Origin of the sequence: Virgisporangium ochraceum, assembly GCF_016863655.1 — a bacterium.
Lineage (GTDB): Bacteria > Actinomycetota > Actinomycetes > Mycobacteriales > Micromonosporaceae > Virgisporangium > Virgisporangium ochraceum.
The window spans coordinates 137,791-151,685 of sequence record NZ_BOPH01000062.1 but is presented as its reverse complement, the minus strand read 5'-3'; the positions used below and the strand labels follow the sequence as shown (position 1 = coordinate 151,685).

Genomic DNA, 13,895 nt, shown 5'->3' with positions numbered 1-13,895 from the left:
GGCCTGTCCGGGCCGGCCGGCCCGGGAGGCCACTGTCGCTCTGCCATACCCGGTACAGGTCAGGCGCACTCGCGGCAGATGTACTCCCCGTTCCGCTCCGCCGCCAGCTGGCTGCGGTGGTGGACCAGGAAGCACCGCGAGCAGCGGAACTCGTCGGCCTGCATGGGCAGGACCCGCACGGTCAGCTCCTCGTCGGCCAGGTCGGCCCCGGGAAGTTCGAAGCTCTCGGCGACCTCAGCCTCGTCGACGTCGACGATGGCCGACTGAGCGTCGACCCGCCTGGACTTCAACTCCTCGAGGCTGTCCTCGCCGAGGTCGACCTCGTCTCGCCGAGGGGCGTCGTAGTCGGTGGCCATCGGTTGTCACGCTCCTATGTTTCTCGCGCCGGGCTGTCGCTCCCGGTGTAACACCGCAACCCGTCGATTTCGTACCCGCGCACCGCGATTCGCCGGTGGCGCGCGGCACCTTACCCTGCCAGGCGTGGAATTTGTACGCCTGGGGGCGGGAACTTGTTCCCGATGTGACCCAGCCGACACCCGCCCGAGTGACAACGGACGACCGCCCCGGCCGGTTGCGGCCGCCACGGGGGCCGCTGGTGACCTGCCCGTGACCGGTTGGACGCTACCCTCAACGGCGATCGACAAAGACGTGGTCCTGAATGTGGTCCTGAACGTGGTCTTGCAGGGGGAGCGGTCGCCTTGAGCTTTGCGCGCCTTCGGGCACTGATCGTCGTGGGTGTGCTCGTCGTCTGCGCCACGATCTTCGTGGTGGTCGCGATCGTCCGCGACAAGCAGGACGACGCGACGGTCGCGGCCAACTGCCAGACCGGCGACGTGCCGGCCGACCTGCGGATGCCCGACGACAACTCCGGCATCAAGCTGAACGTGTTCAACGCGACCTCGTCTCCGGGGCTGGCCGGACAGGTGGCGAACGACTTCCGGAGCCGGCAGTTCACCGTGCTCAAGGAGGAGACCGCGCCGCCACCCGTGCTGGAGGCCGTGGCCGAGATCCGGTACGGACCGAAGACCGTCGGTGCCGCGTGGGTGGTGAGCGCGTTCCTGCTCAACGATGCCACGAAGAAGTTCGACATCAGTCGTGAGGACGACACCATCGACGTGGTGATCGGCACCAAGTACCTGGAGCTGGCGACGTTCACCGAGCAGCGGCAGTCGCTCGGCCAGGCCGGCGAACCGGTGCTGCCACCCGGCACCTGCGACGCGAACGCCTAGGGACCGCCCGCGGCGTCGAGGGCGACGAGTTCGTCGTGCAGGAGGCCGTGTACGGCCGGCGGGGCCGCCATCAGGAAGCCCGGCCCGGCCGGCTCGCCCCGGAGCCCGGTGACGAGCAGGCCCGCCTCCGACGCCACCAGGCCGCCGGCGGCGTAGTCCCAGGGGTTGAGGCCCTTCTCGTAGACGGCGTCGAGCGCGCCCTCCGCGGCGAGGCACAGGTCGATCGAGGCCACGCCGATCCGGCGGATGTCACGGATCCGGGGCAGCAGACCGGCCAGCACCGCCGCCTGGTGCGCCCGGCGGGCCGGGTCGTACCCGAACCCGGTGCCGACCAGGGTCTGCCCGAGGTCGGTGACCCCGGAGCCGGTGAGCCGGCGCCCGGCGCGCCAGGCGCCGCCGCCGCGGGTCGCGGTCCACTCGTCGCCCGTCGCCGGGTTGTGCACCACGCCCGCGACGACCGTGCCGCCGACCTCGGCGGCGAGCGAAACCGCGTACTGGGGCAGGCCGTACAGGTAGTTCACGGTGCCGTCGATGGGATCGAGGATCCACCGCACGGCGGAGGAGGCAACCTTTCCGCCGGTCTGGCCCGTCTCTTCTCCGAGGACCGCATCGTCGGGACGGCTCTGATGAAGAACCTCGATCACATGGTTTTCGACCGCCTTGTCGGCCGCCGTCACCACGTCGGTCGGCGTCGACTTCGTGCTGACCTCGCCGATGCCCTGCGCGCGCAGGGTGCGGGCGAGGTCGGCCGCCGACCGCGCGATGGTCACCGCGACCGCGAGCAACTCCTGGGGATCCGCCACGGATGTCCATCCTGGCAGGACGGGTTCGCGGGGCGCGCGGCGGCGTGGTCGGAGGATCCGGGACGGCGGCGTTACAATTCACCCCTGCCCGTGCTTCAAGGCCCGGGACGACAGACCACCACCCGGCCCCCGAGTTCGGTCCTCCCCTGCCCGGGTCCGCCGTTTTTATGCACGCCCGCTCGACGCGAGGCCCGGCCCACCGCCAAGCCCGCGAGCTGAAAGACACGGGAAGGTCGCTTCGTGACAGCTGCCCGCCAGACTGGCGCCGACATCCGATCGCTAGCCGACGCGCTGATCGCCCGCGCGGCCGCTAACGGTGGTCAGTTGACCTCCGCGGAGCTGGCCGCGTCCGTCGAGTCCGCAGACGTGAACGCCGCACAGGCGAAGAAGCTGCTCCGCAGCCTCGCCGACGCGGGGGTCACCGTGGTGGTCGACGAGTCGGGCAACGGGCGTCGCCGGGTCGCCGCGGCACGGGCCACCACGCCCGCGTCCAAGGCCGCCACGGCGCGCGCCGAGGCCCGTCCCGCCGCCGTGGCCACACCCGACGCGAAGCCGGCAGCGGCCGGCGAGGCGAAGGCCGCACCCAAGCCGGCGCCGGCCAAGCGCGCCGCGAAGGCCGCGGGCCCGGCCAAGGCCGCTCCGGCGAAGGCGGCGGCCAAGGCCGCACCCGCCAAGCCGGGCGACCCCGCCGCGACTCCCGCCGAGGGCGGCGACGAGCCGGGTGCCGCCGAACTCGAGGCCGAGGCCGAGGAACTCGCGGCCGAGATCGAGGACGTTCCCGTCGAGGAGACGCCGGAGCTGGCGCAGGCGGCCGAGGCCGACGCCCAGAGCGACTCCGACGACTTCGCGTGGGACGACGACGAGTCCGAGGCGCTGAAGCAGGCCCGCAAGGACGCGGAGATGACCGCGTCGGCCGACTCGGTGCGGGCCTACCTGAAGCAGATCGGCAAGGTCCCGCTGCTCAACGCCGAGCAGGAGGTCGAGCTCGCCAAGCGCATCGAGGCCGGGCTGTACGCCGCCGAGCGGCTGCGCGCGGCCGAGGAGGACTCCGGCGAGCCCCTGCAGATCCCGATGCGGCGCGACCTCGAGTGGATCGGCCGCGACGGCGAGCGGGCCAAGAACCACCTGCTCGAAGCGAACCTCCGCCTCGTGGTGTCGCTGGCCAAGCGGTACACCGGCCGCGGCATGGCGTTCCTCGACCTCATCCAGGAAGGCAACCTCGGCCTCATCCGGGCGGTCGAGAAGTTCGACTACACCAAGGGCTACAAGTTCTCCACCTACGCCACCTGGTGGATCCGCCAGGCCATCACCCGCGCCATGGCCGACCAGGCCCGCACCATCCGCATCCCGGTGCACATGGTCGAAGTGATCAACAAGCTCGGCCGCATCCAGCGCGAGCTTCTTCAGGACCTCGGGCGCGAGCCCACCCCTGAGGAACTGGCCAAAGAGATGGACATCACGCCCGAAAAGGTCCTGGAGATCCAGCAGTACGCACGGGAGCCGATTTCACTCGATCAGACGATCGGTGACGAGGGCGACAGCCAGCTCGGCGACTTCATCGAGGACTCCGAGGCGGTCGTCGCGGTCGACGCGGTGTCGTTCTCGCTGCTGCAGGACCAGCTCCAGCAGGTGCTCCAGACCCTGTCCGAGCGCGAGGCGGGCGTGGTCAGGCTGCGGTTCGGCCTCACCGACGGGCAGCCTCGCACGCTCGACGAGATCGGCCAGGTCTACGGGGTCACCCGCGAGCGGATCCGGCAGATCGAGAGCAAGACGATGTCAAAACTGCGTCACCCGTCGCGCTCCCAGGTCCTCCGGGACTACCTTGACTGACCGTGGTGTCATGATTGCGTTCAGGCCTCCCCGGAATGTGATCCGCATCCCGTGGGTAAGGCGGGAACGATGCCACGTCACCTGTTGTTGATGGTGACGTGGTAGCAAGGAACCCGAGGTTCTACAACGTCGGTGACGATAGGAGGTAGGCGATGACCCCGACCCTCACGCCGCCGCCGGAAACGGTGGCGCCCTTCGCCGCCGATGAACGGTGCGACCGATGCAGCGCAGCCGCAAAGCTGCGGGTCCGGCTGGCCGAAGGTGGCGAGCTGATTTTCTGCGGACATCACGCCAACAAGTACGCGGAAGAACTGGTGAAGATCGCGGTTGAGGTAGCGGTCGCGTCCGACTTCACGTGGCGCGGGCACGACCTCAAGCCCAACTGACATACCCGGCCGGCGCCCAGCGCCGGCACCCGACGGGGGCGCTTCGGCGCTTCGCACCGGAAGCCCTCGTCACGGCACCTGTACCGACAGAGGCCCCCGGAGCCGCGAGTGCTCCGGGGGCCTTCTGCTGTCCGCCAGGGCGTGCCGGGCGGATCCTGCCCGGGGCGAGGCCCAGGCGGCGATCCGACGAGGGTGAGCGCGCCGCCGACGCGCCGCGCCGCCGGGGTGGCGGTGGCGCGCCGCCGGGTGGCAGTGGCGCGCCGCCGGGTGGCGGTGGCGCGCCGCCGGGTGGCGGTGGCGCGCCGCCGGGTGGCAGTGGCGCGCCGATCTTGCAGTTGTGGCCCCGCCTAAAACACGACATGTCGCCACATAGGTGCGGCCACAACTGCAAGATCGGCGGGGGCGGAGGAGCGCGCAGGAGCGCCACAGGCAGCGCGGTTACTTCATGGTCTGGGCGGTTGCTATGCGCTCCTCGAGCTGCTCGATCGTGGCCTGGGCGCTCGGGGGGCCGCCGCACAGGCGCCGGAGCTCGGCGTGGATCTTGCCGTGGGGCAGGCCGGTCCGGTGGTGATGGGCGTTCACCAGAGCATTCAGCTGATGGCGTAATGCCAGGCGCCGCTCCCCCGCGGTGCGCGGGCCGGCCGACGCCGGGGCCGCGTTCGGGGAGGCGTTCGCGGGGGCGGGAGCGGCCGACCGCTGCTTCTTCTGCGCCGCCAGCTGGGCCGCCTGGCGCTTGGTGAGCAGCGCCGAGACCTGGTCGGGGGTGAGCAGCCCGGGCAGGCCGAGGTACTCCTCCTCCTCGGGCGTGCCGGCCTGGGCGGGCACGCCGAACGTGCCGCCGTCGAAGATCACCTGGTCGAGCTCGGCCGACGACGACAGGGACTCGAACTTCTTCTCCAGCTCGCCGCTGGCCTTCTCCGACTTCTGCGCCCGTTCGAGCAGGTCGTCGTCGAAGCCGTCGGGTGACTTGGGCTCGCCGAGCACGTGGTTGCGCTGGGCCTCCATCTCGCTCGCCAGCCCCAGCAGGTGCGGCACCGACGGCAGGAACACGGTGGCCGTCTCGCCGGGCAGGCGGGCCCGCACGAAGCGTCCGATGGCCTGGGCGAAGAACAGCGGCGTCGACGCGTTCGTCGCGTAGACCCCGACCGCCAGCCGGGGGATGTCGACCCCCTCCGACACCATGCGCACCGCGACCAGCCAGCGCTCGTCTCCCCGCGCGAACGAGGCGATGCGGGCCGAGGCGCCCACGTCGTCGGAGAGCACGACCACCGCCTTCTCGCCGGTGATCCGCTCCAGCAGCCGGGCGTAGGCGCGGGCCGAGTTCTGGTCGCTGGCGATCACCAGGCCGCCGGCGTCGGGCATGCCACCGGCGCGCTTGACCTGCAGGCGGGCGTCGGCGGCGCGCAGCACCTGCGGCATCCAGTCGCCCTTGGGGTCCAGGGCGGTGCGCCAGGCGTGCGCGGTGACGTCGGAGGTCATGGGCTCGCCGAGCCGCACCGCGAGCTCGTCGCCGGCGGAGGTCCGCCAGCGGGTCTCGCCCGAGTAGGCCAGGAAGATCACGGGACGCACGACGCCGTCGCGCAGCGCGTCGGCGTACCCGTACACGCTGTCGGACTTCGACCGCTGCAGCCCGTCTCCGCCGCGCTCGTAGCGCACGAACGGGATGGGGTTCTCGTCGGTGCGGAACGGCGTGCCGGTGAGCGCCAGGCGGCGTACAGCGGGCTCGAACGCGGCGTAGATGCCGTCGCCCCACGAGCGGGAGTCGCCGGCGTGGTGGATCTCGTCGAGGATCACCAGCGTGCGGCGGGTCATCGTGCGCCGCCGGTGGACCTGCGGGGCCATGCCGACCTGGGCGTACGTCACCACCGCGCCGTGGAAGTCGGCCGCGGAGTGCACGTCGGCGTTGCGGAACGTCGGGTCGAGGTGGATGCCCACCCGGCCGGCCGCCGACGCCCACTGCGCCTTCAGGTGCTCCGTCGGCGCCACCACGGTGACCGCCTCGACCGTGCCGTCGGCGAGCAGCTCGGCGGCGATGCGCAGCGCGAACGTCGTCTTGCCGGCGCCAGGGGTGGCGACCGCCAGGAAGTCCTCGCTCCGCCGCCGGAGGTACTCCACGAGCGCCTTGCGCTGCCAGGCACGCAGGTCCGGGCTGTCCTGTGGATTCGGGCGCGGTGGCATGAGCCCCCTTCGGTCACAGCGCACACAAACAGCGCCCCCGCGGCGAGCAGAGCCGCGAAGGCGTCCCGAGGGATTTTACCCGCGCGGCACCCGACCAGGCGGATGCCGCGCACAGGGCTCAGTCGTCGTTCTGAACGACGTTCTCGTAGAGGTCCTTGCAGACCGGGCAGACCGGGAACCGCTTCGGGTCACGCGAAGGCACCCAGAGCTTGCCGCACAGTGCCCGCACCGGCGTGCCCTCGATCATGGCCTGCATGATCTTGTCCTTCGGCGCGTAGTGCGAGAACCGCTCCTCGTCGCCGGGGTCGTAGCGGTAGTCGGTGGCTTCTTCGGTGCGCTCGTCGGTGAGGACGTCGCCACCCTTCTCCGGAGTCGTCACCCGTCCAGTCTGCCAGCCGGTGCCGGCGCCGGCTCAGCCGGAGCAGGACGGACCGAGCACCTGCTGCGGCCGGCCGGTGCCGTGGTCGAGGCTGATGCGCTTGTCGAGGTACGAGGTGGAGATCAGCACGGTGTCGGTGCCCTCGAACGTCACGACGGTGGGGCCGCACGGGTAGCCGATCTCCCCCGCGTACTTCCGGCCGAGGCCCGTGCCGGCCCACACGTGCAGGCGCTGCAGGGTCGTGCCTGGGTCGTACATGACGATCGTCCGCTGGCCGTCGGGCGACGTGGCCACGATGCGGTAGTCGGGGACGAACCAGGTCCCGAACAGCCCGTACCCGATGAGGCTGACCAGCAGCAGGAGCCCGAGCGTGATCCGCACCCGGGCCCGCCAGGGCTGCGCCGCCTCGTTGGTCACCGGCATCACCAGCCAGCTGGCGACGAAGAACAGCCCGAACACGATCACGGCGCCGAGCACCGGGTTGCGGCCGTACCGCCAGAACACCACCAGGTCGGCCGGGTTCCACGTGCCGAGCACGAACAGCACCAACAGCAGCACCGCCAGCACCAGCAGCACCCAACCGACGATCCGACGAGCGAGTACCCCCATGGCCGCGCATCCTTCCACCGGCGGCCGGGGCCTGTCAGCCGGTAAATTCGCTTCCGTGATCAGCTTGGGTTCGCGGGTCGAGGCGGCGTTGTCCGCCGGGCGCCCGGTGGTGGCACTGGAGAGCACGATCATCTCGCACGGTCTGCCCCGGCCCGACAACCTGCGGGTGGCCCGCGAGATCGAGAAGACCGTCGAGGCGGCAGGCGCGGTGCCGGCCACGATCGGCATGATCGGCGGGCGGCTCGTCGTGGGGCTCTCCGACGCCGAGATCGAGCACCTCGCCACCGCCGACGGCGTCGTCAAGTTGTCGGTCCGTGACCTCGCACCCGCGTCCATGAAAAAAGCTGACGGCGCGACGACGGTGGCCGCGACCGCGACGCTGGCCGCGCGCGCGGGCATCGCGGTCTTCGCCACCGGCGGACTCGGCGGCGTCCACCGCGACGCGCCGTTCGACGAGTCGGCCGACCTGAGCACGCTGGCCCGCACCCCGATCGCGGTGGTGTGCGCCGGCGTGAAGTCGATCCTCGACGTGGGCGCGACCCTGGAGCGGCTGGAAACGCTCGGCATCACCGTGCTCGGCTACCGCACCGACCGCTTCCCCGGTTTCTACCTGCGCGACTCCGGCTTCGGCCTGGACTGGTCGGCGTCGTCGCCGGCGGAGGTCGCCGAGGTACTCCGGGCCCGCGTGTCGGACGCGGCCGTGCTGGTCGCGAACCCGTTGCCCGCCGACGAGCAGATCGACCCGGCGCTGCACGACCGCGTGCTCGCCGAGGCGATGGCCGGCCTCACCCGTGGCCGGATCACCGGCAAGGACGTCACCCCGTACCTGCTGGCCCATTTCCACGCCGCCACCGGCGGCGCCAGCCTGGCCGCGAACATCCGCATCATCCTGCGCAACGCCTCGCTGGGCGCGCAGATCGCCACCGCACTCGGATGACGGTGGTCGTCGTCGGCGACGTGGTCACCGACATCGTGGCGGTCCACGGGCCGCCGCTGGCTCCGGGCTCCGACACCGACGCGCGGATCACGATCACCGGAGGCGGGTCGGCCGCGAACACCGCGGCGTGGCTGGCGCACCTGGGCGTCGACGTGACCCTGGTCGGTGTCGTCGGCGACGACGCGGCCGGCGAGGCACGGCTGGCCGAGCTGCGCTCGCTGGGCGTGCGGTGCGCGGTGCGGGTCGCTCCGGGCGCGACGAGCGGCTCGATCGTGGTCCTCTCCGGTGGCGGCGACCGCACGATGCTCGCCGACAGAGGCGCCAACGCCCTGCTCACCCCGGCCGACGTCGAGCCGGTGCTGGCGGGTGCCGCGCTGGTGCACGTCTCCGGCTACACGTTCTTCGACCCCCGCACGCGCGCCGCCGGCATCGCCGCGGTCACGGCGGCCGGTGCGACGGCGTCCGTCGACGCGGCGTCCGCGGCGCCGTTGCGCTCCGTCGGTGGTTCCACTTTCCTGTCCTGGACCGGCGCAGCGCGCGTCCTGTTCGCAAACGCCGACGAGGCGCGGGCGATCCTCGGCTCCCCACCGGAGGCCCCCGACCCGGGTGCGTCCCATGTGGCCACCACCTTCGGCGGCGAGGTAGTGCTCAAGCACGGCGCCGCTGGCGCAATCTGGTCCGACGGCACGCGGACGCTGGCCGTCCCACCAGCCCCGGCCGAGGTGGCCGACCCGACCGGCGCGGGCGACGCCTTCGCCGCCGGCTACCTGGCGGCCAGGCTGGCCGGCGCCGACGCCGAGGCGGCCATGCGGGCTGGCGCACTGCGGGGCGCGGAGGCGGTTTCACGGGTGGGCGCCCGCCCGTAGCGCCTCCCCGCACCTGCCCCTGCGCCCTCCTGCCCGCCCCGGTGGGTGGCGTCGACAGGGCGGCACGGCTACGGGCGGCGTGGCACGGCTACGGGCGGCGTGGCGCCACGGCCGCACGCGCGCCACCTGGGCCCGCACGCCACCGAGGTCCGCACGCCCCACCCAGGCTCCCAGCCCCGCCACCACACCCGCACGCGCTACCCAGGCCTGCAGTCCCGCCGCCGAACCCGAACGCGCCACCGACACCATCCCCGTCCCCGCACGCAAACCCGTCCGCACGTCGCTGCTACCGCGTCCGCGCCGATCTTGCAGTTGTGGCCGCCCTTTTATGGCGCTTTCCGATGATTTATAAGGGGCCACAACTGCAAGATCGACACACGCGGTGCGCCGCGGGGCGGCGCGGGGCGGCGGCGCTACGCGGGAGCGGGGCGCGGGGCCGGGGTGGCGGTGCAGGAGCGGGCGGGGGCGGCGCGGCACGTCGCGGGAGCGAGCGGCACGTCGCGGGAGCCGGGCGGCACGTCGCGGGAGCGAGCGGCACGTCGCGGGAGCCGGGCGGCGCGGCGCGGCACGGGAGCGGGCAGCACGTCGCGGGAGGAGCGGACGGTGTGTCGCGCAAGGGCGCGGCGCGGCGTGTCGCGCAAGCGCGGACGCGCGATGCGGTGAGAGGTCAGTCGGCGTCGATTATGCGGGGGTGCTCGCGCTGGGGGAGGGTGCGCTGGGCCGGGGGCTGCGGGGTCGGGCGGCGGAAGCGGTTGGCCAGCTTGTACTCCGGCCGGGGGCCGCGGTCGTTGGCGAGGATCACCGCGAGCCAGGGCAGGAGCACAGCGCCCACCAGGCACAGGGACACCCACAGGGCCAGCAGCGGGACGTGCGCCATCGCCAGCACGGCGGCCAGGATCAGGCACCCGGCCCGGACGAGCATCATCACGATGTAGCGGGTCTGGCGCCGGCGGAGCTCGTCGGCGGGGTTCTGCGCCGCATCGGTGATGACCAACGCGGGTCGGCTGCGTCGCACGTTGTCGAGTCTTGCACCGTCACCCGCCGCTCGCCCAGCCGACGGCACGAACGCGTCGGTTGGGCGAGCGGATGACGGCGAGGATCACATGCGGCGGTGCTGCTGGGCGATGAGCGCGTCGCGGATCTCGGTGAGCAGCCGGATGTCCTCGGCCGGGGCCTCGGGCTCGGGCTCCTCGCCGCGCTTGCGACGCTCGGCGAGCTTGTTCATCGGGAGCACGACCAGGAAGTACAGGGCGAGCGCGGTCAGCAGGAACGCGATGCACGCGTTGATGAAGCCGGCCCAGTCGAAGACGACCTCGCGGACCTTCCAGGTTCCGGCCAGTTCCTTGCCGCCGCCCATCAACTGGATCGCCGGCTTGAGGAACGACGTGGTGAGTGCGGTGACGACGGCCGTGAAGGCGGCGCCGATGACAACGCCGACGGCAAGGTCGATGACGTTGCCGCGCGAGATGAAGTCCTTGAATCCCTTGAGCACGCAGGAAGCTTAGGGCCACCCGGTAGCGCCCGCGACCCAGGGTGACGACGGAGCTTCCGATGACGGCAGCCCACCGGCCACCACGGCTCCGTATCGTGCGCGATCGATGCGTCCCGCGTCCGGCAAAGGGGTTGAGAGTGCATAGAAGACTGCCCGGCGTCCTCGCGATGAGCCGTCATCGGATGGTTCACCAAGGAATTCCGCTCGCCGAGCTGAAACGGCTGCGCGCGGTGGAGCGGCTGCCGGCCGTGCGGCCCGGCACCACCGCGTACGACGGGCTGTTCGAGGTGCCGACGCTGCAGGAGGTCGTCGACCTGGTCAAGAGCGAGAGCCGCCGGAGCGGCATCTACCCGGAGACCAGGCACCGACCGATTTTCAGTCGATCGGGTTACACCTCCGCGCGCTGACGCCGGCCGACCCGATCGACCACGACGACCACCTGGCCGAGGTCAAGCCTTGGCGGCCGCCTTCTGCTCCTTTTTGAAGGCCCGCACCTTCTCCAGGGCCTCCGGACCCGTGACGTCGGCGACCGAGCGGAACGAGCCGTCCTCGGCGTACGCGCCCGCCGCCTCCTCCCAGCCCGGCGGGCGCACGCCGAGCTGCTTGCCCAGCAGCGCCACGAAGATCTGCGCCTTCTGCTTGCCGAAGCCGGGCAGGGCGTTGAGCCGCTTCAGCAGCTCGGCGCCGGTGGGCGCGGTGTCCCACAGCGCGGCGGCGGAGCCGTCGTACGAGGCGACCAGCACGTGGCACACGGCCTGGGTGCGCTCGGCCATCGCCTTCGGGTAGCGGTGGACCACCGGCGTGGTCGCCATCGCCGCGGTGAGGGTCTCGGGGTCGAGCGCGGCCAGCGCCGTCGCGTCGAGTGAGGTGATGCCGAGGCGCTGGGCCAGCACGTAGGGACCGGCGAACGCCCGCTCCATGGGGAACTGCTGGTCGTAGAGCATGCCGAGCAGCAGCGCCAACGGGTCGGCCGACAGCAGCCGGTCGGCCTCGGGCACCTGGGCTATCCGCAGCGTGGCCATGCCCAGAGCCTGCCAGACCGTCGGGCAGGATGGCACCGTGACCCGACCGCTCCTCGACCCCGACGGCATCGCCGCGCTCCGCGGCGCCCTGGAAGCCGCCCACTACACCGGGCCCGGCATCGCCGAACGGCTCGGCAACGCCGCCGTGCAGGCCATCCAGCGCGGCGACTACCGGCCGGCCCTGCGCGCCACCGGGAGCGGCGATCCCCTCGACACGCTGATCCGCCTGTTCATCTGCGGCCAGAGCGAGAGCGCGTCGGTGGTCGAGGCCGCACTCCCCCTCGCGCTTCCCGGTTTTCTCGAACGGGACGGTGACGGTGTGCGCGCGGCCGTCGAGTTGGAGCCGTACGGGGACTGGTGGGTGCTCTCCGACCTGTCGACGTCGCTGCGGCCGGGGCTGCCGCTGGCACCCGACCACGTGCTCGGGGTGGGCGGTGCCTCGTCGACGCTCGCGCAGGCCACTATCCGGGAGCCGGTCGACAGCGCGCTCGACCTGGGTACCGGCTGCGGGGTGCAGGCGCTGCACCTGTCCGGCCACGCTCACGCGGTCACCGCTACCGACCTCTCGGAGCGCGCGTTGCGTTTCGCCGCGACCACGGCGGCGCTCAACGACCTGAACTGGGATCTCCGGCTCGGCGATCTCGCCGGGCCGGTGCGGGGCGAACGGTTCGACCTGGTGGTGAGCAACCCGCCGTTCGTGGTCGGTCCGGGCTCCGTCAACGGCGGAGCGACGCACACGTACCGCGACTCGGGGCGGCCCGGCGACCAGGTGTGCGCCGAGCTGGTGCGGCTCGCGCCGAGCCTGCTGAACGACGGCGGCACCATGCAGTTCCTGGCCAACTGGGCGCACGTCGCCGGCGAGGACTGGGAGGACCGGGTCAACGGGTGGCTGGTCGGCACCGGCCTCGACGCGTGGGTGATCCAGCGGGAGGTGTCCGACCCGGTGGCGTACGTGAACCTGTGGCTGGCTGATGCCGGGCAGGATCCTCAACAGCGCGCGGACTGGCTCGACTGGTTCGACGCCCAGAAGATCGAGGCCGTCGGGCTGGGGCTTATCACGCTGCGCGCCGGCGGCCACGACGACCCGACCGTACGCCTGGAGGACCTGCGCCAGCAGGTCGAGCAGCCGTTCGGCCCGCACGTCGCGGCGTGGTTCTCCCGCCAGGACTGGCTGCGCGCGCATCCGGCGCCGCGCCTGCTCGAGGCGAGGCTGAAGGCCGTCGACGGGCTGACGCTGCGCCAGGACGCCTCCCGCACCGACGACGGCTGGCAGGTCGACCGGCAGCGGCTGGCGCTCACCGGCGGGCTGCGCTGGGTCGACGACATCGACCCGGTGACGCTCGCCCTCGTCGGCGGCTGCGACGGCTCCCTGACCCTGCGGGACCAGGTGGACCTGTTGGCCGCCGCGCACGAGGTCGATCCGTCCGTTCTGGCCGACGCCGCGGTGCCGCTGGTGGCGCATCTCGTCGAGCGCGGATACCTGGAGCCGGCCTCGGGGCCGGCGCCGCCTGGACCGAGGAGCGCAGGGAGCGCAGCGACCGGAGCGACGAGGGAAGGCGGCGCCTCCTCGGGCCCCGAGGCCCGCGCGAGCGGAGCGAGCGCCAAGGGCACAGTCGCGTGAGAGCAGTTATACAGACGGTGAGCAGAGCTTCCGTCACGGTCGATGACTCGGTGGTCGGCGAGATTGCCGACGGTCTACTGGTGCTGGTCGGGGTCACCCACGACGATTCGCCGGAAAAAGCCCGGACGATGGCCCGGAAAATCCATGAACTGCGCATCCTGGACGAGGAGCGCTCCGCGGCCGAAACCGGGGCACCTCTCCTCGTCATCAGCCAGTTCACGCTGTACGGGGACGTCCGCAAGGGCCGCCGGCCGAGCTGGATCGCGGCGGCCCGTCCCGAACAGGCGGAGCCATTGATCGACGACTTAGTTGTCGCTCTCCGTGACCGTGGAGCGCACGTGGAGACAGGCCGTTTTCGGATGCACATGTTGGTCGAATCGGTCAATGTCGGACCGCGGACGATCGTGTTGGACATCTGACTACCAGATTCGTGCCACCTAGCCTTTCGGCTCACTCCCTCTTCACCTCTCGGCCGGCAAGCTGTCCTCACCAACGACGAGACAGATCCCGCAGACGGGGGAGGCGAGCAAGATGGCACAGCCG

General features: G+C 72.0%; 15 protein-coding genes and 1 pseudogene. 8 read left to right on the top strand and 8 right to left on the bottom strand.

What is annotated here, in order from left to right; genetic code table 11:
• Positions 1–59: 59 nt before the first annotated feature.
• Positions 60–356 (bottom strand): DUF4193 domain-containing protein, encoded by a 297-nt coding sequence (locus Voc01_RS22360; RefSeq protein WP_203929444.1) that lies wholly within the window; start codon positions 354–356, stop codon positions 60–62.
• Between the two features lie 342 nt (positions 357–698).
• Here Voc01_RS22360 and Voc01_RS22355 point away from each other — a divergent pair, with 342 nt between their 5' ends.
• Positions 699–1,229 (top strand): LytR C-terminal domain-containing protein, encoded by a 531-nt coding sequence (locus Voc01_RS22355; protein ID WP_203929443.1) that lies wholly within the window; start codon positions 699–701, stop codon positions 1,227–1,229.
• Here Voc01_RS22355 and Voc01_RS22350 read toward each other — a convergent pair.
• Complete coding sequence (locus tag Voc01_RS22350) at positions 1,226–2,032, bottom strand: inositol monophosphatase family protein (RefSeq protein WP_203929442.1); 807 nt, start codon at positions 2,030–2,032, stop codon at positions 1,226–1,228. The two genes, Voc01_RS22355 and Voc01_RS22350, sit on opposite strands and share 4 nt — an antisense overlap.
• A gap of 240 nt (positions 2,033–2,272) precedes the next feature.
• Between Voc01_RS22350 and Voc01_RS22345 the strand changes: the two genes are divergently transcribed.
• Positions 2,273–3,862 (top strand): RNA polymerase sigma factor, encoded by a 1,590-nt coding sequence (locus Voc01_RS22345; protein WP_203929441.1) that lies wholly within the window; start codon positions 2,273–2,275, stop codon positions 3,860–3,862.
• Positions 3,863–4,014: 152 nt separating this feature from the next.
• Complete coding sequence (locus Voc01_RS22340; protein ID WP_203929440.1) at positions 4,015–4,248, top strand: DUF7455 domain-containing protein; 234 nt, start codon at positions 4,015–4,017, stop codon at positions 4,246–4,248.
• A 438-nt stretch (positions 4,249–4,686) separates the two neighbouring features.
• Here Voc01_RS22340 and Voc01_RS22335 read toward each other — a convergent pair whose 3' ends face one another.
• The 3 genes from Voc01_RS22335 to Voc01_RS22325 all read right to left on the bottom strand — a co-directional run bounded on the left by Voc01_RS22335 (position 4,687) and on the right by Voc01_RS22325 (position 7,414).
• Positions 4,687–6,426, bottom strand: coding sequence for a DEAD/DEAH box helicase (locus Voc01_RS22335; RefSeq protein WP_203929439.1), 1,740 nt, complete (start codon positions 6,424–6,426; stop codon positions 4,687–4,689).
• 118 nt (positions 6,427–6,544) lie between these two features.
• Positions 6,545–6,805 carry a DUF3039 domain-containing protein gene (locus Voc01_RS22330; protein ID WP_203929438.1) on the bottom strand — a complete coding sequence of 87 codons (261 nt, stop codon included), beginning with the start codon at positions 6,803–6,805 and terminating at the stop codon, positions 6,545–6,547.
• 33 nt (positions 6,806–6,838) lie between these two features.
• On the bottom strand, positions 6,839–7,414 hold the full coding sequence (locus Voc01_RS22325; protein WP_203929437.1) for a hypothetical protein: 576 nt from the start codon (positions 7,412–7,414) through the stop codon (positions 6,839–6,841).
• A gap of 55 nt (positions 7,415–7,469) precedes the next feature.
• On the opposite strand from Voc01_RS22325, the gene Voc01_RS22320 reads away from it, so the two are divergent.
• Positions 7,470–8,351: a pseudouridine-5'-phosphate glycosidase gene (locus Voc01_RS22320; RefSeq protein WP_239160392.1), complete on the top strand. Its 882-nt coding sequence runs from the start codon at positions 7,470–7,472 to the stop codon at positions 8,349–8,351.
• Positions 8,348–9,217 carry a carbohydrate kinase family protein gene (locus Voc01_RS22315; protein ID WP_203929435.1) on the top strand — a complete coding sequence of 290 codons (870 nt, stop codon included), beginning with the start codon at positions 8,348–8,350 and terminating at the stop codon, positions 9,215–9,217. The genes Voc01_RS22320 and Voc01_RS22315 overlap by 4 nt, the downstream gene beginning before the upstream one ends.
• Positions 9,218–9,884: 667 nt before the next feature.
• Here the strand turns inward: Voc01_RS22315 and Voc01_RS22310 are convergent.
• Both Voc01_RS22310 and mscL read right to left on the bottom strand, forming a co-directional pair.
• Positions 9,885–10,232, bottom strand: coding sequence for a DUF3099 domain-containing protein (locus tag Voc01_RS22310; RefSeq protein ID WP_203929434.1), 348 nt, complete (start codon positions 10,230–10,232; stop codon positions 9,885–9,887).
• A gap of 84 nt (positions 10,233–10,316) precedes the next feature.
• On the bottom strand, positions 10,317–10,709 hold the full coding sequence (mscL, locus tag Voc01_RS22305; protein ID WP_203929433.1) for a large conductance mechanosensitive channel protein MscL: 393 nt from the start codon (positions 10,707–10,709) through the stop codon (positions 10,317–10,319).
• Positions 10,710–10,891: 182 nt separating this feature from the next.
• Between mscL and Voc01_RS22300 the strand changes: the two genes are divergently transcribed.
• Positions 10,892–11,116 (top strand): hypothetical protein, encoded by a 225-nt coding sequence (locus Voc01_RS22300; RefSeq protein WP_203929432.1) that lies wholly within the window; start codon positions 10,892–10,894, stop codon positions 11,114–11,116.
• A 42-nt stretch (positions 11,117–11,158) separates the two neighbouring features.
• Here Voc01_RS22300 and Voc01_RS22295 read toward each other — a convergent pair whose 3' ends face one another.
• The gene (locus tag Voc01_RS22295) at positions 11,159–11,731 is read right to left on the bottom strand and encodes an HhH-GPD-type base excision DNA repair protein (RefSeq protein ID WP_203929431.1); all 573 of its coding nucleotides are present in this window, start codon (positions 11,729–11,731) and stop codon (positions 11,159–11,161) included.
• A 37-nt stretch (positions 11,732–11,768) separates the two neighbouring features.
• On the opposite strand from Voc01_RS22295, the pseudogene Voc01_RS22290 reads away from it, so the two are divergent.
• Together Voc01_RS22290 and dtd are read left to right on the top strand one after the other, a co-directional pair.
• Positions 11,769–13,229: pseudogene (locus Voc01_RS22290) on the top strand (DUF7782 domain-containing protein); the annotation flags it as partial.
• Between the two features lie 119 nt (positions 13,230–13,348).
• Complete coding sequence (gene dtd / locus Voc01_RS22285; protein WP_203929429.1) at positions 13,349–13,771, top strand: D-aminoacyl-tRNA deacylase; 423 nt, start codon at positions 13,349–13,351, stop codon at positions 13,769–13,771.
• The last annotated feature ends 124 nt before the right edge of the window (positions 13,772–13,895 follow it).

What these genes read in the sequence shown, in the direction of transcription:
- Voc01_RS22335 (WP_203929439.1), bottom strand. Translation starts at nt 6,426, where the DNA reads ATGCCACCGCGCCCGAATCCACAGGACAGCCCGGACCTGCGTGCCTGG.
- Voc01_RS22300 (WP_203929432.1), top strand. Translation starts at nt 10,892, where the DNA reads ATGGTTCACCAAGGAATTCCGCTCGCCGAGCTGAAACGGCTGCGCGCG.
- Voc01_RS22360 (WP_203929444.1), bottom strand. Translation starts at nt 356, where the DNA reads ATGGCCACCGACTACGACGCCCCTCGGCGAGACGAGGTCGACCTCGGC.
- Voc01_RS22315 (WP_203929435.1), top strand. Translation starts at nt 8,348, where the DNA reads ATGACGGTGGTCGTCGTCGGCGACGTGGTCACCGACATCGTGGCGGTC.
- Voc01_RS22295 (WP_203929431.1), bottom strand. Translation starts at nt 11,731, where the DNA reads ATGGCCACGCTGCGGATAGCCCAGGTGCCCGAGGCCGACCGGCTGCTG.
- Voc01_RS22325 (WP_203929437.1), bottom strand. Translation starts at nt 7,414, where the DNA reads ATGGGGGTACTCGCTCGTCGGATCGTCGGTTGGGTGCTGCTGGTGCTG.
- Voc01_RS22340 (WP_203929440.1), top strand. Translation starts at nt 4,015, where the DNA reads ATGACCCCGACCCTCACGCCGCCGCCGGAAACGGTGGCGCCCTTCGCC.